Genomic DNA, 18144 nt, shown 5'->3' with positions numbered 1-18144 from the left:
TTGACCGATCAGAATTTCATCGGTATACTCAAATACGAAGCACGTAAGTACAAATTATGAAAGCAAATGGTGATAAAGCATGTTTGTAGATCAAGTAAAAATTCAAGTAAAAGCCGGAACCGGTGGAAATGGTATGGTAGCTTTTCGTCGTGAAAAGTATGTTCCTAATGGTGGTCCAGCTGGTGGTGATGGTGGCCGTGGGGGCAACATCATTTTTAAAGTGGACTCAGGAATGAGTACGTTAATGGACTTTCGTTACCATCGCAAGTTTAAAGCCGACAATGGTGGTAACGGTGGTAACAAACAAATGACTGGTCGAGGAGCTGAGGATACCATTATCCCAGTCCCAGAAGGAACTAGTATTTACGATCAAGAAACTGGAGTTTTGTTAGCTGACTTAGTTGATATTGACCAAGAAGTAGTCATTGCTCATGGTGGGCGGGGCGGTCGTGGTAACATCCACTTCGCTAGTCCTAATAATCCAGCTCCAGAAATTGCTGAAAATGGTGAACCTGGTGAAGAACGGGCCTTACAACTAGAATTAAAGGTATTGGCTGACGTAGGGTTAGTTGGTTTTCCATCCGCTGGTAAATCCACGCTGTTGGCCACTATAACTAGTGCTAAGCCTAAGGTGGCGGGGTATCATTTTACTACCTTGGTTCCTAATTTAGGGATGGTTAGATTAGATGATGGTCGAGACTTTGTAATGGCCGATTTACCTGGTTTGATTGAAGGGGCTTCTGAGGGTGTTGGTTTGGGAATTCAATTCCTACGTCACGTTGAACGTACCCGGGTTATCTTGCACGTCGTAGATGTTTCTGGAGAAGAAGGTCGAAACCCTTATGAAGACTACGTAACGATTAATGAAGAACTAAGAAAGTACGATCCTAGCTTATTAGACCGTCCCCAAATTGTGGTGGCATCTAAGATGGACATGCCCGATTCTGCAGCTAATTTGGAACAATTTAAATTAGATCTTGCAAAAGAATTAGGGGATGCGCAACCAGTAGTTGTACCTATTTCAGCAATTACTCACACTGGGCTAGACGAATTGGTTAATAAGACGGCTGATATGTTAGCTACCGCTAAACAACAAGCACTAGAAGTAGCTGATGAACCAGATACGCACAAAGATTATGAATTTACAGAAACTGCTGAAGAACCATTCACCATTTCTTATGATGATGAATACGAAACTTGGGTCTTGTCCGGTAACCAGATCGAAAAACTGTTTAAGATGACAGACACAACTCATGATCAAAGTATGCTCAGATTTGCTCGTCAATTGAAGGGCATGGGAGTTGATCAGGCATTACGTGATGCAGGAGCCAAAGACGGGGATACCGTAACTATTTTAGACTTTACTTTTAGTTACGTGGAATAACGAATAAGGGGAATTATCATGGGAAATGAAAATTCGCGTGTTGATCTGCACGCCAATGCCATGAAGAGTAAAAAAGCAAGGTATATTACTGGAATTGATGGTATTAGAACTTTGGCAGTTTTGGGGGTCATTTTCTATCATTTATTACCGTTTTCCATTCCAGGTGGTTTTGCTGGGGTATCAATTTTCTTTGTTATTTCTGGGTATCTAATCACCGCATCCTTGTTAAATGAAAATCAGCGAAATGGTAAAATTAATTTTGGCCAATTTAGTTTAAGGCGAATTAAACGATTGTATCCGACGCTCGTGGCAATGCTAATTGCCACTGGGGCCTACATAACAATCTTCGCCCATCAATTTTTGATGAATTTACGGGTAACAATTGGTAGTAACTTGGTGTATCTGTATAATTGGTGGGAAATTAGCCATGGTCAAAACTACTTTGACCGGTTTAATGGCGAATCGCCATTTACTCACCTCTGGTCATTGTCAATTGAAGGTCAATTTTATATTATTTGGCCGTTGATATTAATTGCAATGCTAGCTTTGGGCGCTAAGAGCAAACATTTTGGTTGGTTGTTAACGGGACTTACAATTATTTCGGTTTTATTAATGGCCTTTCTTTATAATCCCGCTAATATTAACCGCGCATACTATGGGACCGATACGCGGGCCTTCTCTATTACTATTGGAGCTTGGCTGGCATTTTACTGGCCTCAAACTAAGTTGGCGGAAAATATTTCTAATTATGACCGTACGATTTTAGATGTGACGGGAATTATTTCTTTTCTCATCTTGATAGGTTCGTTTTTCGTCTTAAATGGGCAAAAAGCGTTTGCGTATCGAGGAGGACTGTTAATCGTTTCATTGGCCTCAGCTCTTTTATTGGCTGTATGTGTGCATCCCGGCAGTCATGTTAACCGGTGGTTGACCAACCCCGTTTTTAGTTGGGTGGGGCAACGTAGCTATGGGATTTACCTGTATCAATTTCCGGTAATGATTTTTTATGAAGCTGCGGTTAAACAAATTGCGGCTCATCCGTTAATGAATATGTTTATTGAAATCGCACTAATTTTGTTACTTAGTGAGTTGTCATACCGGTTCATTGAACAACCATTTAGAAAAATCACTTGGCGGCAATTTACCGGTTGGTTTAATCCTAATGATGCTAAAAGGCAACTACACTTGGGATTGGCTGGTGCCGCAGCAATCTTTACCCTGATTTGTTCGTATGGGATGATTATTGCCCCTAAGGCCGATCAGGCTAAGCCTAATCATTTACAGCAAAATATTAAAAACAATGAAGCTGCTACTGAAGCTAAAAATAAGAAACTAGCCAAAAATCAGGCAGCTACCGGTAAAAAATTGAAGCATAACAATAGTTATGTGGTGAGTGGTCCAGTTAAGTGGAATAAAAAAAATCTTAGAATAGCTAAAGAGTATCATTTAACGAAAAAAGTCTTAATGACGGTACAAAACATTAAGATGACGGCAGTGGGGGATTCGGTTTTAGCGGATAGTAGTAAAGACTTACAGACTGTATTCCAGCAGACCTATGTTTCTGCTGAAGTGGGGATGCAACCAGAAGCGGCCTACGATATTTTGGCGACATTAAAGGCTAGAGATCAATTAGCACCAACCGTATTAATTAATATTGGAACTAATGGACCGATTACTACTGATCAGGTTCAACGTTATATGAAATTAGTTGGCAAAAATCGACAGGTCTTTTGGATAACTGCCCATGTACCAACCCGTTCTTGGGAAGGACAAGTTAACCAAACCTTGGTGGCAGCTAGTCATAAGTATTCCAACTTGCATTTAGTAAATTGGCATAAAGCCAGTTTGAACAAGTCTAGTTGGTTCTGGGAAGACGACGTTCATCCTAACCCAACTGGAAATAAAAAATTCGTTAAGGTAGTGGCAAATACTTTATATAAACATCGGTAATTAAAAAACGTGTCAGAAGTCGTTAATGACTTTAGACGCGTTTTTTTAATTAGGAATAATAGAGTTAGGAATTCTTTTGAATCCATACATTAATTGTGGTTTTTGGTTGCCCCTTTGGAAATAGATTTTAGTGGTTGCTGGTAACAATTTGCACGCCGTTAGAAACTCCTGCAAAGTAACAGCAGAGTGTTGATTTGGTGACTGAGAGAGGATAATTTGGTTATTATTAGTGGTGATGGCAGTTAGGGGAATGTAATGGTAACCGTTAGGGAGTAAAAATAAAGTAGAACCAGCTACATCCGCCATGGCTCTTTGAAATTCGTCAATTGTCATAAAACGCCTCCTGCTTATTTGAACTAAACTATGCTACAATTGATAAGTAACTTTTGGGTTTACGAAATTTAAAAATAGTTAGGAACTAATTAAAATGCAGATTGAATTTTTAGGTACTGGAGCCGGCTCACCCGGTAAATTTCGCAATGTATCAAGCCTAGCTTTGAGACTACTTGATGAACGAAATTCAGTTTGGTTGTTTGATGTTGGAGAGGGTACGCAACACCAAATTTTAAGATCAACTATTCGCCCTCGAAAAATTGAAAAAATTTTTATTACTCATTTACATGGAGACCATATTTATGGATTACCAGGGCTATTAAGTAGTCGTTCTTTTCAAGGGGGAAATGAACCCCTTGATATCTATGGTCCTAAAGGAATTAAGGATTTCGTGTCCGTTAGTATGCGGGTAAGCGAAACTAGACTAGCATATAAAATTCGTTTCCATGAATTTGGCACTGATGAAGACGGCTTAATTTTTGAAGATAAAACTTTCAGCGTTTACGTTAAACCATTAGACCACCGGATTGCGAGCTTTGGTTACCGAGTGATTGAACATGATCATCCCGGAGAATTGCAAGTAGACAAATTAAAAGAACTGCAAATTCCATCAGGTCCGGTATATGGCCAAATTAAAGCTGGTAAAACAGTGACCTTAGCTGATGGCCGGGTAATTAACGGAGCTGAATTCATTGGTCCAGCTCAAAAGGGGAGAACCGTAGCTATTTTAGGTGATACTAGACAAACCGATAATGCAATTGCGTTAGCTCAAAATGCTGATGCCGTAGTTCACGAAAGTACTTTTGCAAAGGGGGAAAATAAATTAGCCCGCAATTACTATCATAGTACTAATATCCAGGCAGCCCAAATGGCTAAAAAAGCTCATGCTAGCCGTTTGTTATTAAACCATATCTCAGCTCGCTACAATGGTTATTTGGCTCGAGAGTTAGAAAAACAAGCTCAAGAAATTTTCCCTAACACACACGTGGTCAAGGATTTAGAGGTAATCGATATTCCGTTTAAAAAAGAATAATATTATTTTAGCACTATTATAATTATTAAAGATTAGCAATAGATAGTTAAAATTACGATTGCTTTGACCATAGAATTAAAGAGGTTAATGAATGCTAGAAGCAAATTATAACTGGCAAACTGCTATTAAAACTATCTCGACTAAAGCACAGCAGTTAGCTAAACAATTTAATATTAGTGAGTTAGTAGCTGAAATTTTAATTCGGAATGGATATGATGATGAAGCAAAAATTCAACGCTTTTTAAATCCAGATACTACTTCGTTTTATGATCCCATGTTGATTAATGATATGGCTAAAGCGGTGGAAAGAATTCAAACCGCTATTATGGATGATCAAGTCATTACGGTTTATGGTGATTACGACGCTGATGGAATCACCAGTACTAGTATTGTTTATGAAACTTTGGCTTCAATTGGGGCAAATGTAAACTACTACATTCCTAATCGATTTGAAGAAGGTTACGGGCCTAACGAGGAGGCCTTCCAAAAGCTAATCAATGCGGGCACTCAATTATTTATCACCGTGGACAACGGAATTGCAGGTAATCAAGCAATTCAATTGGCTCAAAATCAGGGCGTAGATGTAGTGGTAACGGATCACCACGAAATTCCGGAAGTAGTTCCGAATGCCTATGCATTAGTCCATCCCCGGTTAGGCAATGATTATCCGTTTGGTCAATTGTCTGGTGCTGGGGTAGCGTTTAAGCTAGTCTGGGCTTTGACGGAAGAATTTCCGGCGGATATGATTGAATTAGCAGCAATTGGAACGGTGGCTGACGTAGTATCACTGACCGATGAAAATAGAGCAATCGTAAGCGGTGGACTACAGGCATTACAACAGACTCCTAGACCAGGAATTATTGCTTTAGCTAAAAGAGCCGGAGTAGACATAGAAAAAATTAACGAAGAAGATATTGGCTTTGCTTTAGCTCCTCGTTTGAATTCATTAGGCAGAATGGGGGATGCTAATCCAGGCGTTAATTTATTAACCACGATGGATGAAGATGTGGCTAAGGAATTAGCTAAGAAAACCGAGTCGGCTAATACTGACAGAAAATCTTTGGTGGATAAAGTAACGAAGGCCGCTGTGGAACAAGTTGATCAACGAGCTGAGCCGCTACCTGCGGTTTTAGTGGTAGCTGGTAACGGTTGGCATCAAGGAGTGTTGGGAATCGCTGCTAGTAGATTAGTAGATCGGTATCAACGGCCAGCAGTGGTATTGAGCATTGATGCCGACACTGGTCTTGCTAAAGGATCTGGGCGAAGTATTGAACAATTTGATTTATTTAAAGGTATTGATCCGATTAGGGAAAGACTGGTTGCATTTGGGGGGCACCATTCTGCTGTCGGCTTGACCGTGGCTACTGATCAAATTGAAATGTTAGAAAAACAACTGCAGTTAGCCATAAAAGAGCAACACGTGGATTTGGATGCTAAACCGGAATTAGTCGTTGCTACTAAAATAAGTGTAGATAAATTAACCCCTGATTTTTACCAAAGTTTGCAAATCTTGGCTCCCTTTGGAGAAGATAATCCCAAGCCGGTTTTTGAATTGGAATACCGTAATTTGCAGTCTATTCAGCTAATTGGTAAAGATAAAGATCACTTAAAATGCAGTATTGCTGGTAGTAACCGACAAATATCAGCATTGGACTTTGGCACCGGTGATATTAGTGCTCAACTAGCTAATAAAGACGTTAAAACTAGAATTGTGGGTCAAATTTCTACCAATACTTGGCGAGGTAAAACTAATTTACAGTTTATGATCTCTGATCTTCAACAAGAACGCTTACCATTTGTGGATCTTAGAACCAGTCAATTACATGAATCGATGTTTCAACAAAGTGGAGTTTATGTCTTTTTCCACCAACATCTCTTGAACCAATTACAAGGGCATTTAAATCCAGAATCAGTAGGGGTAATGTTTGACCAAATCGATCAAATTACGGATGATTCTAACTATTATTTGGTGGATTGTCCGGATACTACTAATGACTTGCTGGAAGTTCTACAGCATAGCAAACCGCAGCAAACTACCTTTTATTTGTACAAAAAGAACTTAGTTTCAAATTTAGGGATGCCAGATCGACAACAGTATGCTAAACTATTTAAGTTCGTTAAAACCCATTCCGATATCCAATTGAATACCCAAAGTGAGCAATTGGCACGGTACTTAAACTTACCCGTAACTACTTTAATTTTTATGATTCAAGTATTTTGGGAATTGGGTTTTATTACCATTAACGACAAAGTGGTCAACGTTAATCCCAATTATTCTGCTCAGAGGTTGGAGACAGCCCCGAGTTACCAGCTAAGACTTCAACAAATTCAAACTGAACACGAGTTGTTAGATCCAGATACGATTGGATTGGTAGACTTTGTTAAGCAAAATCTAGCTGGCTAGTGAAAGGAAGAAAAATTATGTCTTTAGATTTATCTCAATATATTGCATCTTATCCTGACTATCCAGAACCTGGCGTATTATTCCGGGATATTTCACCATTACTAGAAGATGGTGCTGCATATGCACAAGCTACTGACGAAATTGCTGCCTTTGCTCGTGAACGCAACGTAGATATGGTGGTGGGGCCTGAAGCTCGTGGCTTTATCGTTGGTTGCCCGGTGGCTTATAAATTGGGAACTGGTTTTTCACCAGCTAGAAAAGAAGGTAAATTGCCAGGCGAAACTCAAACTGTCACTTATGATTTAGAATATGGGACTTCTTCATTGAGTTTACGCAAAAATGCGGTTCAACCAGGACAACGGGTCTTAGTTACTGATGACCTTTTGGCTACTGGTGGGACCATTGAAGCGACTATCGAACTAGTTGAAAAATTAGGGGGCGTAGTTGCTGGTTGTGCCTTTATTATTGAACTGAATGAACTTAACGGCCGTGATAAACTGAAAAACTATGACGTTTTAAGTCTATTAAAATATTAAAAAATAACCACCGTGTTAATTTAGCTTCTGGCTAAACAATACGGTGGTTATTATTTTTAGGTTTGTTAAGCATTGAGATCAACTTTTGTTTTACATTTACTAATTTATTGCTATAATAGTAAAGGTATTAATTGGAGAGTTGGCAGAGTGGTAATGCACCGGACTCGAAATCCGGCGAACCGGCTAATACCGGCGCGCAGGTTCAATTCCTGTACTCTCCTTAAACTTTTATCTTGTATATTTCTCCATCCCTTTAAATCGTTGATATAGCAACGATTTTTTTTTACAAAACGATATAAAACGATTCAGAAAGATAATTAGGGGGATTGTAGGGGGATTTTACTTAAAAAATGTCATTATCGTCCCCATAAGTTTTACATACTACTTAATTTCCTTAACACACTAATTGCTTTTTCTGATTCGGCATCTTCATCTTCTTTAATTAGGTGAGCATAAATTTTTCTAGTAACATTAGAATTTCGATGACCTAATCTTTTTGAAATATATTCCATCTTTACACCTTGGTAAAGTAAATAGCTAGCGTGAGTATGTCGTAACCCATGAAAAGTTATTTCCTTTATCCCTAAATTATCATGAGATTTACGCAGTAATTTGTTTACCGCTGAAGAAGAAGGGATAGTGCCAATATCATTCAAAAAAATTAAGTGATTAGGGTTATTAAATTTGGTTTGAGCCATTTGTAAAGATCGAAGTATCTTAAAAACTCTAAGTAAACTATCGTCTACTAAAATAGTTCTATAAGATGATTTAGTTTTAGGAGCTTTGAAGCCACCCCCAAAAACATAATCCCATGATTTATTAATTTCGATAGTTTTATTATCCCAATCAACGTCTTGCCAAGTTAAAGCAGCAATCTCTGAATATCTTGCTCCGGTTAGTAGGGCAGTATAGATCATAGTTTTACCGGTGGAAGATAAAGAAATATTTCGTTCCATCTCTGCTGAAAGCTTAAACATATCGTCAGCGTCTAAATATTTTAATTCAGAGCTTTTAGGAGCATGACCGGTTAATTCAATTCTAGAAGTGAAGTCACGCGGAATGAGTCCGTCTATCACAGCATCTGAAATAGCTGAATGCGTATGAACAAAAATTTTTTCAACGGAAGCTTTGCTATGGTATTGTTCCTTTGGATCGATAATATTTTTTCTAACCCGCTGTTCGTTAGTACCATAGGCGAAATCGTTAATAAAACGCTGAAATTTAGCTCGTGACATATTTTCCAATGAAGTTGTTGGGAAGTAATTTAAAAGCACCTTATACGTCCACAAATACTCTTTTTCGGTAATCAGTGCTACTTTGCCTTTTTTAAAAGTTTCAAACCATTTTAAAAAATATTCTGGAAGTGTTTGACGATTATCGACGATATTTACTTCGTTGTTGATGCTATTTTCTAATTCATTTGTCCAAGCCTTAGCCTCCTTTAATGTTCGGAAACGAGACTTAGAACGTTCTTTTCTTGTACCTGATGGATCAACATAAGAAACTCTTGCTTTATAACCAGTTGATGTTTTTTTAATATTTGCCATTTTATTATTTCCTTTCAGTTAACTATCTGGGCGGATAAGAGCTGAATGGATTTGGCATCACCTACTTTCATGTGATAAAATTGGGTATACAAAAAGTCCGTTAATAAACGGTTCTTGTGGTTAAGCACATCTTACTTCTTGGCGGGAGGGGATGTGCTTTTTGTTAACATTGAAGCAGCTAGAATGATTCTGCTTATAGTTCAGAGAATGTTTTCGAACTTAATTTGTTATTCGTAAATATTAGTACAATACTTTTTGTACCATTTGAATATGTCAAAGTTTGGGCACTAGTTGTGCCACTTCCAGCAATGGATTCTGTTATCGGGGTACCAAGTTTATGTTTAACGCTAATATAAGATTGCCCCAACTTTATAGATTTATACTTAGCATTTGTAACTTCTGGGCTGCTTTCAAAATTAGTGTAACCTTTAGCTACAGTTTTGCCATCCAAGAATTCAGTAGTAACAGCAGCTCCCTTTAACGAGGTTCCGACATTAGACCAGGAGTAGGAAGTTCCTTTTTTTGATGCTCCGGGTACTGCCGTTTCACTCTTGCTTTCTGGTTTTCCATACATAGACTTAACGACTTTTTCATCGGTCCCACCGGCTCCAGTTAAACTATTTCCAACTTTAATTTTATTGTACTTAGTTAAAGTAATAGTATTTTTCTCAGTTTTCTTTTGTTCCGTTTTTTCAGAATCGGAACTTGTACTAGAACTTTTTGATGATGTGTTTCCACAAGCGGAGAGGGTCAAGATAGACAAAAGAGTTGCAGCAATTGTAACCGTTTTTCTCATTATTGTTCCTCCAATATGTATTCAGCTTTTAACGACATCAGATTTGTTGGTCTTAAGGCTAGTTATTCATCACATACATAATCATTTCGGTTCTGACAATATTATCTAGGTGTCCAGGAATAACAAATAATTCCATGAACTCTTTAGTATTTAACTGCTCATCCTCTTTACCATTAGCATAGTAGGGGATGAGTTTTTTTATTGCCCATTGATTAGCTTCTAATTCATCTCCCCAGTTGGTAAGTGTGGTAAATGGCAATGGTTGAATAGAAGTGTGTCCCAACATTAAGTGACCAATTTCATGAGCCATTTGCAGTGCTAATTGTTGGCCACAATTATTATTTATCATTATGTAACGTTCTCTAGTGTTAGTAAGCGATGGTGTGCTTGCTGGTAGTTCATTAGTAGTTCTTACAGAAATACCATGATCCATTGCATAATTCATCAAATTAGCAATTATTTCCCCCATACTATTTTCCTCTTAAGATTCGTTTTATTATTTCCATATCTTCATCAGAGATAGGTTGTCCATCGAAACTTAAGAAGTCATTAGCATTGGGTTCCGATAGATCGACATTCTTTTTATTATTTTGGTCAGTAGATTTACCTAGTAGCTCATCTACGGAAACATCTAACACCTTTGCCACGGCTTCGAGTCTAGAAATACTAGGATCTTTTTTCTTCCAACCGTAAATGCTATTAAGTCCAAGTCCTGCTTTAGTTGCTGTTTCTTGCAGACTAAACCCTTTCTTTTTTGCAATTTCTTTCGTCCGTTCAAAGATGGTCATATCAGTGTTTCCTCTCAATATGACGAAAAAATATTAATCCTATCGAGTAAAAATATGTTGACTATTTAATTCGATTGAATTATTATTAATTCATCAAGTAATTAGCAACTAAATAGGCAACTAAAAAATACCTTAATTTAACAGTACTTTGGCGAGTGAGTGTTAGTGGTAGGTTTTTATATTGCTTATTTGTTATGGACTCATTTTATTCTATTGAGTAAAAAAAGTCAACGATACTTGATAAAAAATAGTTGCGGATTCAGTTGCAGAATTGGAGGTGGTTAAATGCCAGAAACAACAAGTGGACGTGAAGCGATTTTAAAGTATCTGGACGACAACAAAATCGCAACACGAAGTTTAGCAAGAACATTCGGTGTTTCTCGTCAGTATCTTGAAGACGTATTGAACGGTAAACGTATCAATAAAGGTGCTAACGAATTGATTTTGAAAATTATTGACGCGTTGAAAATTTAAAGGAGGGAACTTAATTGATTGAACAGGCGGTTAAGGAATTTTTAGTTAAAACTGTTAAGCAAGCTTTGATTGAATTAAAAGAATCAGAGAAAGATAACAATTTGCTTACCAGACAACAAGTTGCAGATATGTTAGGACCAAGTGTGGATTCAATTGATAATGTTTTAACACAACCTGGATTTCCATATTTTATGGTAACTAAAACAATGAAGTGCTATCCACGTTGGGCAGTCAATCAATGGATTGAAGACCATACGGAATATAAATAAAAAAACTATCTGGGCGGATAGGAGTGGATTTATATGTACGAAATTTTAGGAAAATTATTTGCAGCAGTAATTATGTTAGGTGCGCCGTTAGTGATTGGTATTTTGCTAGGTCGGTACTCAAGTAAATTTAACAGTTGGGAGGAATTTAAGGAAGATTTTTTTGACTAAGACGATAAAAAATGCTCAACACTATTGTGGCAGTGAAGAGCATGGAAAAATAAATCATTTTGATGTCACTCAATAATATCCAAAAGGTTTTGCCCGAAAGAAGTAAATTTAAGAACGCCTTTTAACGTTGCAATTTTTAAATCAGATGACGATATGAATTCGGGATGACCAGAAAAATCTTTGAATTCTTCATAAAGTTCAGTTGCAAGGTTGTAATGTAAATAAGAATTAAAGTCTAGTTTGGCTATTCCTAATCCTTCCAAATTATCAATTGTTAACCAGAGATTTCTAGGAATATGGTCAGATACCAACAAAAATGGTTTTGTCATATCTGACGAATTGTTATTTAAGTCAATTAGTTTGGCTACTGGTAGGCTACTCAGTTTGGCGTTGAGAATTGTGTTAAATGTTGTACGCTCCTTGTTCATTAATTGTAGATACGAGGCGTCTTTAGGACTAAGTTGTGAAACTACGTTAGCATATCTGGGAGAAATTGAAGAATTATATCTGGAATCTAGAGATTTTGTAAGAATGTTTTCAAACATACTTCTGATTTCATCATCTCCAACTTTGTATTTTGATTTTTCCAATGTTTCCAAAAAAATGGGAAGCATAGATGGGTCTCTGTATTTTTCTGGAATGTCTTTAACATTATTAGCGATTTTTTGCTCATAATCTTCCAATTTTTTCTTTGTAAAAATATTTAAGTGCAGTAAAGGATAAAAAATAGTTCTTACTAGTCCTCCCGCACTATCCCCAAGAACTTCAGCTGTTGGATTAAGGATTTTTTCGACTGTACTTTCGGGTAAACTGTCTAATCCGGCTTGTATTAAATTAGGATCCATTATTATCAACCACCTTTCCAACCATCTATTATCCATTACAAAGGAGGTAATAACAATCAAATTTTTCCACAATAAAAACGCCCACCGGGTGCAACCGATAGGCGTAGTAACAAACTCATATTTAAGTAATGTATATGGCTATGATAAGCCAGAAAGTAGGGTAAAGCAATGGTTACACAATCACAAATTAACCGTACACAAGAATTAATTAATGGTACCCCAGTTGGAGACCAACGTACGCTGATGCTCTTGTTTACCATCTTGGACAATCAAAAAGAAAAATATTTGGAGGAAAAATAATGGCAACTTTATACGATTTAACTAATGAGTACCAAGAATTGTTAGAAGCTTTAGAAAACACTAGTGAAGATCCACAAGTTATTGAGGACACTATTGCTTCTACTGGTATTAATGACCAACTCGAATCAAAGTTTGATGGTTATGGCAAGATTATTAGTCAACTTAAAGCCGATACAGAGGGAGTGGACGCTGAAATTAAGCGCCTGACTGAAAAGAAACGGGCTTATAAAAATAATACCCAAAGACTTAAAGTGGCGTTACTTAATTCAATGGCTGCCACTAATACTACTAAAGTCAAAACTCCATTATTTAGCTTTTCTATTAGGAATACTCGCGTTGTTGATGTAAGTAATACCGACGCCTTACCAGAACAGTACACAATTAAGCAGCCAGTTAAACCGGATAAAAAAGCTATTAAAGCAGCGATTGAATCTGGCGAAAAAGTTCCGGGTGCCACGATTGGATTTAATGAAAGCCTGACGGTGCGATGAGTTTTCAACTCCGAGCTTACCAGCTAGAAACTATCAACAATATCGTTACTTCAATGAAGCATGGCAACCGCTCAATTATGGTTCAGCAGCCTCCAAGAACAGGAAAAACGGTAATTATGGCGGATATCGCTAAGCGGACAACTGACAATGGTAAACGAATTATGTTTATTGTTCATCGCAAAGAAATTGTTGACCAAGTGAAAGCGACGTTTGAAAAACAAGGCGTTGATATGAGCCTAGCTACTATTGGCATGGTCCAGACGTTAACCAGACGCATTCAGACGCTTTCCGAACCAGCCGTTCTCTTTGTTGACGAGGCTCATCACGTTTTAGCTAAGTCATATCGTCGCATTTTAGACGCTTTTCCAGACGCAATTAAATTGCTCTTCACCGCTACGCCAATTCGAATGAGTGGTGAAGGATTTGAAGAAGTAGCTGACGACTTAATTGTTGGTAAATCAGTTCAATGGTTAATTGATCATGGTAATTTAGCGCCAATTGATTACTACGCACCAAAGCAAATTGATACTGAACAACTTAAAACAAAGCGAACTGGTGAATTTACTGAAGAAAGTATTGCTAAAGCGGTCAAACCTAAAATTTATGGCAATGCCGTTAAACACTATCAGCAGTTAGCCAGTGGGAAACAAGCTATCGCTTACGCCTATAACGTTGCTAGCGCTGAACATCTGGCTAACGCTTTTAGCCAAGCTGGTATTTCTGCTAAGGCCGTTTCAGGCAAAACACCCAAAGATGAACGGGATCAAATCATTCGTGATTATCGTGACGGCAAAATAATGGTTGTTACCAATGCCGAACTATTTACCGAAGGTTTAGATTTACCGAATGTTGACTGTGTAATCATGCTTCGACCAACTCAATCTTTATCACTGTTTTTACAGTTTGGGATGCGGGCCATGAATCCACGTGAAGGAAAAACGGCAGTAATTATTGACCATGTTGGGAATGTTGAACGGTTCGGATTGCCTACTGATGATAGGCAATGGACGTTAAAAGGTTCAGAGAAATCCATACGGACCAGCGAGTCTGTTGAAACTATTAAGTCGGTAACTGTGTGTGCCGAATGTTTTGCAACTTTCTACCGAATCAATGATATTTGCCCATTCTGTGGTGCCAAATTAATTACTGATAAAGAAATTGAAGTAGTAGAAGAAGCCGAACTTCAAAAAGTTGAACAACGAAAAAATCGAGCCAAACAGTTACTTGAAGATAATGCCTTGATGGCGGTAGCTGATAAAACTCCTAAGGAATTAACCAGTATGGCACAGCTTCAGGCCTATGCAAAATTGCATAATTTCAAACATGGATGGGTTTATTACCAAGCTAAAGCGAAAGGATTGATACACGCATGACACTACTTCCGAAAAATGAACCACACAAAACTATTGATACACCACGTAACTTCTTCATTTATGGAAAAACTATGAGCGGTAAAAGTTATCTGGCTGAACGATTTCCCAATCCCGTTTTTCTAAATACTGATGGGAACTCATTAGCCAATAAGGCTCCCAGTATTCAGCTAAAAAATGAACGAAACGAAAACGGAACTTTAAAGACCAGCATTATTGACCAGTTAGATGAAATTATGTTGGAACTACAAACGATGAACAAAAAGCCCGGCTATGGGTTTGAAACAGTAGTTGTGGACGTTATTGATGACGTGGCCACTATGATTGAGCAGGCTGTGGCATTGGAAAATAACGTTAAAACGTTAGCTGATGTTCCATATGGTAAAGGTTTTGCAGCTTTTAACTCGGTATTGCAAGGGCTAGTCATGGAACTCAAAGCTTTGCCAATGAACGTGATTTATATTTCGCGAATTGATGAACGGCAAAACGATAGTGGTGAAACCATTGAAGTGCCATCTTTGAAAGTTAAGTACTACAACGTCGTCAATGGTAACTGTGATTTAGTAATTCACACTAAAAAAATTGGTACACGATATGTAAGAAGTATTACTGATAAACGTAAAGATTATTTTGCCAGTCGGATTAATGATCCTAAAATTTTGAACATTTTAAAAGCCATTCCGGGGGCTATTCAACCGGAACCACAAACACAAAATACAGAAAACAAGGTAGGTAAATAAATATGAGTTTAAGAGATTTCGCAAACAAAGGTTTAGAAGGATTTGACGCTAAAAACGACGCTATCAGTACACCACAAGGACTTCCAGCCGGAAAGTACTTAGTTGCCGTTGAAAAGATTGGTCATCGTGTATTTGATTCTGGTTGGGATGCCTTCGGAGTGACCTTTGAAGTAGCAGAAGGCGAACATACCGGACGCAAAGAAAACGTTAATATTTCATTCGCTGAAACCAGTAAGAGTGGCAAACCAATTCCTGATTTTGTTTTAGATCGAAACATTAAATTTGTTGCCAAACTAGGAGCTTTATTAGGCGTAGATATTACGGGCGACGATTTTGGGTATGACAACGAAACCGACATTCATGACCATTTATCACAAAAATTACATGGTCAAACAGGTAAATTTGTGAACTTAGAAATTGTTGAACGGCCAAACAAGAAAGATCCTTCTAGTCCATTCCGCAGTTATGATTTGGAAGAAGCGGAACAACCAGAAATTATCGATGTAACTGAAAATGATCTTCCGTGGTCTGACGCTCCAACACCACAGGAAGAAGAAGCTCCAGCTGAACAACCAGAATTACCATTCGATTAACAATTAAAACGCAGTGCCGTAACTATAACCACCGAATGGGTGAAAAGCCCATTAAAAGTGAGGTTTATGAATTATGAAAAACCTAGTTAATTTTGCGGTTGATTACGCTAAGCATGGGTTTAGTGTTCTGCCAATGATTGGCAAGAAGCCACTGGTTAAATTTGCTGACCAACCGCCATTAACTATTGATGAAATTACTAAAATTTGGCAGGAACATCCATATGCCAATATTGCTTTGAGAACGACTAATTTTTTCGTTGTTGATATTGATCGTCACGAAAATGGGGCTGATGGATTTAAATCTATTCGAGAATTAAACCACCCGGATTTTTTCCGGAAAACTCTAGCACAAACGACTGCAGGCGGAGGCCAGCAACTGTTTTACATGAAACGGGATGATTTATCAGTTCAGCAAAACATTGGTTGGCTTCCAGGAGTGGATATCAAAGCTCATATTAATAATTATGTGGTGGTTGCTCCCAGTATTAATCACGAAAAGCGGTATGAGTGGTTAAACCATGAACCAATTGTTAAAGCTACTCCAGAGTTAATTCGTGCGATTAACAAACAAGCGCCTAATAATTATTCTCCAACGGAATTTAAGGCAAGCGGAGAACGTTCAGCAACTAGCGAATTGTTCGAAAAAATTGTTAATGGATTGGGAGAAACGGGTGGCCGAAATAATGCTTTAGCGTCGTTTATAGGCGGTTTGTTATTCCGGGGAGTAAATGCCAAGGAAGCATATCAACTAGCTTTAGTGGCTAACCAGAACACGAATAACCCGCTCTCTGATAACGAAGTTAACCGTACATTTGAATCAATGTTAAAAAAAGAATTACGTAGAAGGGAGGTTAAAAATTGAGTGTTGAAGATGCCATTGAGGAATACGACAGTAAAGTGACCAATATGCCGATCGATGATTTTAGGCGAAACGACAAAGGCAACATCGTCGCTAACAGCTTAACCAATGTTGAATTAATTTTAGATCGTGATCCACTCTTACACGGAAAGATTGCTTTTAATGAATTCACTTATGAAATTGAATTGTTAAGCGATATTCCACAATTATTTTTAGAGAAAGGCACGATTGACGATGATTATCCGCCAGCGATTTTAGGATATATCGAAAAAACCTATAAGGTACTTTTTAAAGATAATTTATTACGTTCAGCAATGACTAATGTAGCTCGCAGAAATGTTTTTAATCCCGTTCTTGATTACTTTGAAGAATGCGAAAAAAACTGGGATGGAGAAATCAGAAGTGACGACTTACTACCAACGTTTTTAGGAGTGGAACGTTCAGCCGTTACCAGTTTACAGACCAGAATATTTTTTGTAGGAGCAGTAGCTAAGGCTTACCACCCTGAAATGAAATTCGATTATGTACTGGATTTGATTGGTGGGCAAGGGGCCGGTAAAACAACTTTTTTAAAGAAAATGGCTAACGGCTGGTACACCGATCAATTTACTGACTTTGAGAACAAAGATAATTACGCCAATATGTTGCGAGCTTTAATTATCAATGATGATGAAATGACAGCTACCAACCACTCTAGCTTTGAAATTCTAAAGAAGTTTATCAGTTCTGAAACGTTGGAGTACCGCAAACCATACGGTCATATGACTGTTAGACGAGCTAAAAGTTTTGTTATGGCTCGTACTACTAACGAACTAACTTACCTAAAAGATAAAACTGGTGAGCGTCGGTTTATGCCCAACTTAGTTAACAAACAACTGCAAACGAAGTCACCATTAACAGAATTAACTCCCGAAATAGTTTCTCAACTGTGGGGCGAATTTACCGCTATGTATCGCGAGGGATTTAAATTCTTACTTGATGAAGATGAGGAATCGTTACTAGAAGAACATCGAAAATCATTTATGTACATTGATGCAGAAGAAGAGGCTATTGAAGAGATTTTAGCTGAATGGGTTGGAGATTTTATTACCAGTTCAGATATTGCCCTTCACTTAGGTGAAGATAATTTAGTTAAAAATAGAAAAATGGCAAAGAAGATTAAGTATGTAATGGACAATCATAATGATTGGAAAGCAGGGCAAAGGAAAATAGAAGGTTCTCCTAAAAGAGGATATTTTAGAAAAAAGTAGTCACTAGAGCCACT

21 protein-coding genes and 1 tRNA gene are annotated in these 18144 nt (G+C 37.8%); 16 read left to right on the top strand and 6 right to left on the bottom strand.

From position 1 onward, the window contains the following. Nucleotides 1–79: 79 nt before the first annotated feature. Together obgE and OXT66_RS08110 are read left to right on the top strand one after the other, a co-directional pair. The gene (obgE, locus tag OXT66_RS08115; RefSeq protein ID WP_268596871.1) at nucleotides 80–1384 is read left to right on the top strand and encodes a GTPase ObgE; all 1305 of its coding nucleotides are present in this window, start codon (nucleotides 80–82) and stop codon (nucleotides 1382–1384) included. Between the two features lie 18 nt (nucleotides 1385–1402). Further along, nucleotides 1403–3334: an acyltransferase family protein gene (locus OXT66_RS08110; protein WP_268596870.1), complete on the top strand. Its 1932-nt coding sequence runs from the start codon at nucleotides 1403–1405 to the stop codon at nucleotides 3332–3334. A 45-nt stretch (nucleotides 3335–3379) separates the two neighbouring features. Here OXT66_RS08110 and OXT66_RS08105 read toward each other — a convergent pair whose 3' ends face one another. Continuing rightward, nucleotides 3380–3667, bottom strand: coding sequence for a hypothetical protein (locus tag OXT66_RS08105; protein WP_268596869.1), 288 nt, complete (start codon nucleotides 3665–3667; stop codon nucleotides 3380–3382). A gap of 94 nt (nucleotides 3668–3761) precedes the next feature. Between OXT66_RS08105 and rnz the strand changes: the two genes are divergently transcribed. The 4 genes from rnz (at nucleotide 3762) to OXT66_RS08085 (ending at nucleotide 7861) form a co-directional block, all read left to right on the top strand. After that, the gene (gene rnz / locus OXT66_RS08100) at nucleotides 3762–4700 is read left to right on the top strand and encodes a ribonuclease Z (protein WP_268596868.1); all 939 of its coding nucleotides are present in this window, start codon (nucleotides 3762–3764) and stop codon (nucleotides 4698–4700) included. 91 nt (nucleotides 4701–4791) lie between these two features. Further along, nucleotides 4792–7104: a single-stranded-DNA-specific exonuclease RecJ gene (gene recJ, locus OXT66_RS08095; protein ID WP_268596867.1), complete on the top strand. Its 2313-nt coding sequence runs from the start codon at nucleotides 4792–4794 to the stop codon at nucleotides 7102–7104. 17 nt (nucleotides 7105–7121) lie between these two features. Continuing rightward, the gene (locus OXT66_RS08090; RefSeq protein ID WP_268596866.1) at nucleotides 7122–7640 is read left to right on the top strand and encodes an adenine phosphoribosyltransferase; all 519 of its coding nucleotides are present in this window, start codon (nucleotides 7122–7124) and stop codon (nucleotides 7638–7640) included. Nucleotides 7641–7773: 133 nt separating this feature from the next. After that, nucleotides 7774–7861 (top strand) — tRNA-Ser (locus tag OXT66_RS08085). Between the two features lie 153 nt (nucleotides 7862–8014). On the opposite strand, the gene OXT66_RS08080 is transcribed toward OXT66_RS08085, so the two are convergent. The 4 genes from OXT66_RS08080 to OXT66_RS08065 form a co-directional block, all read right to left on the bottom strand. After that, entirely contained in the window at nucleotides 8015–9187 is a 1173-nt protein-coding gene (locus OXT66_RS08080; protein ID WP_268596865.1) for a tyrosine-type recombinase/integrase, read from the bottom strand. A 193-nt stretch (nucleotides 9188–9380) separates the two neighbouring features. Further along, nucleotides 9381–9983, bottom strand: coding sequence for a DUF3862 domain-containing protein (locus tag OXT66_RS08075; RefSeq protein ID WP_268596864.1), 603 nt, complete (start codon nucleotides 9981–9983; stop codon nucleotides 9381–9383). Between the two features lie 58 nt (nucleotides 9984–10041). Beyond that, complete coding sequence (locus OXT66_RS08070) at nucleotides 10042–10452, bottom strand: ImmA/IrrE family metallo-endopeptidase (protein ID WP_268596863.1); 411 nt, start codon at nucleotides 10450–10452, stop codon at nucleotides 10042–10044. Between the two features lies 1 nt (nucleotide 10453). Beyond that, nucleotides 10454–10771 (bottom strand): helix-turn-helix domain-containing protein, encoded by a 318-nt coding sequence (locus OXT66_RS08065; protein WP_268596862.1) that lies wholly within the window; start codon nucleotides 10769–10771, stop codon nucleotides 10454–10456. Nucleotides 10772–11056: 285 nt separating this feature from the next. Between OXT66_RS08065 and OXT66_RS08060 the strand changes: the two genes are divergently transcribed. The 3 genes from OXT66_RS08060 to OXT66_RS08050 are packed head-to-tail and all read left to right on the top strand — an operon-like array spanning nucleotide 11057 to nucleotide 11682. Next, on the top strand, nucleotides 11057–11245 hold the full coding sequence (locus OXT66_RS08060) for an XRE family transcriptional regulator (RefSeq protein ID WP_268596861.1): 189 nt from the start codon (nucleotides 11057–11059) through the stop codon (nucleotides 11243–11245). A gap of 14 nt (nucleotides 11246–11259) precedes the next feature. Beyond that, complete coding sequence (locus OXT66_RS08055) at nucleotides 11260–11514, top strand: hypothetical protein (RefSeq protein WP_268596860.1); 255 nt, start codon at nucleotides 11260–11262, stop codon at nucleotides 11512–11514. A 33-nt stretch (nucleotides 11515–11547) separates the two neighbouring features. After that, the gene (locus OXT66_RS08050; RefSeq protein ID WP_268596859.1) at nucleotides 11548–11682 is read left to right on the top strand and encodes a hypothetical protein; all 135 of its coding nucleotides are present in this window, start codon (nucleotides 11548–11550) and stop codon (nucleotides 11680–11682) included. A gap of 65 nt (nucleotides 11683–11747) precedes the next feature. Here OXT66_RS08050 and OXT66_RS08045 read toward each other — a convergent pair whose 3' ends face one another. Continuing rightward, nucleotides 11748–12527: an Abi-alpha family protein gene (locus OXT66_RS08045; protein WP_268596858.1), complete on the bottom strand. Its 780-nt coding sequence runs from the start codon at nucleotides 12525–12527 to the stop codon at nucleotides 11748–11750. 168 nt (nucleotides 12528–12695) lie between these two features. On the opposite strand from OXT66_RS08045, the gene OXT66_RS08040 reads away from it, so the two are divergent. The 7 genes from OXT66_RS08040 to OXT66_RS08010 all read left to right on the top strand — a co-directional run bounded on the left by OXT66_RS08040 (nucleotide 12696) and on the right by OXT66_RS08010 (nucleotide 18130). Then, on the top strand, nucleotides 12696–12827 hold the full coding sequence (locus tag OXT66_RS08040; protein ID WP_268596857.1) for a hypothetical protein: 132 nt from the start codon (nucleotides 12696–12698) through the stop codon (nucleotides 12825–12827). After that, nucleotides 12827–13318, top strand: a complete 492-nt coding sequence (locus OXT66_RS08035; RefSeq protein ID WP_268596856.1) for a siphovirus Gp157 family protein — start codon at nucleotides 12827–12829, stop codon at nucleotides 13316–13318. The genes OXT66_RS08040 and OXT66_RS08035 overlap by 1 nt, the downstream gene beginning before the upstream one ends. Further along, nucleotides 13315–14691 (top strand): DEAD/DEAH box helicase, encoded by a 1377-nt coding sequence (locus OXT66_RS08030; protein ID WP_268596855.1) that lies wholly within the window; start codon nucleotides 13315–13317, stop codon nucleotides 14689–14691. The genes OXT66_RS08035 and OXT66_RS08030 overlap by 4 nt, the downstream gene beginning before the upstream one ends. Continuing rightward, nucleotides 14688–15428, top strand: coding sequence for an AAA family ATPase (locus OXT66_RS08025; RefSeq protein ID WP_268596854.1), 741 nt, complete (start codon nucleotides 14688–14690; stop codon nucleotides 15426–15428). Before OXT66_RS08030 ends, OXT66_RS08025 begins: the two co-directional genes overlap by 4 nt. A gap of 2 nt (nucleotides 15429–15430) precedes the next feature. Continuing rightward, nucleotides 15431–16021 (top strand): hypothetical protein, encoded by a 591-nt coding sequence (locus tag OXT66_RS08020; protein ID WP_268596853.1) that lies wholly within the window; start codon nucleotides 15431–15433, stop codon nucleotides 16019–16021. A gap of 73 nt (nucleotides 16022–16094) precedes the next feature. After that, nucleotides 16095–16883 carry a bifunctional DNA primase/polymerase gene (locus OXT66_RS08015; RefSeq protein ID WP_268596852.1) on the top strand — a complete coding sequence of 263 codons (789 nt, stop codon included), beginning with the start codon at nucleotides 16095–16097 and terminating at the stop codon, nucleotides 16881–16883. 44 nt (nucleotides 16884–16927) lie between these two features. Then, nucleotides 16928–18130: a VapE domain-containing protein gene (locus tag OXT66_RS08010; RefSeq protein WP_419146387.1), complete on the top strand. Its 1203-nt coding sequence runs from the start codon at nucleotides 16928–16930 to the stop codon at nucleotides 18128–18130. Nucleotides 18131–18144 lie beyond the last annotated feature (14 nt).

The sequence above is a fragment of the Lentilactobacillus senioris genome (assembly GCF_026798195.1).
Taxonomy (GTDB): Bacteria; Bacillota; Bacilli; order Lactobacillales; family Lactobacillaceae; genus Lentilactobacillus; species Lentilactobacillus senioris_A.
The sequence above is the reverse complement of the archived record's forward strand: the minus strand, read 5'-3'. Positions and strand labels throughout refer to the sequence as shown.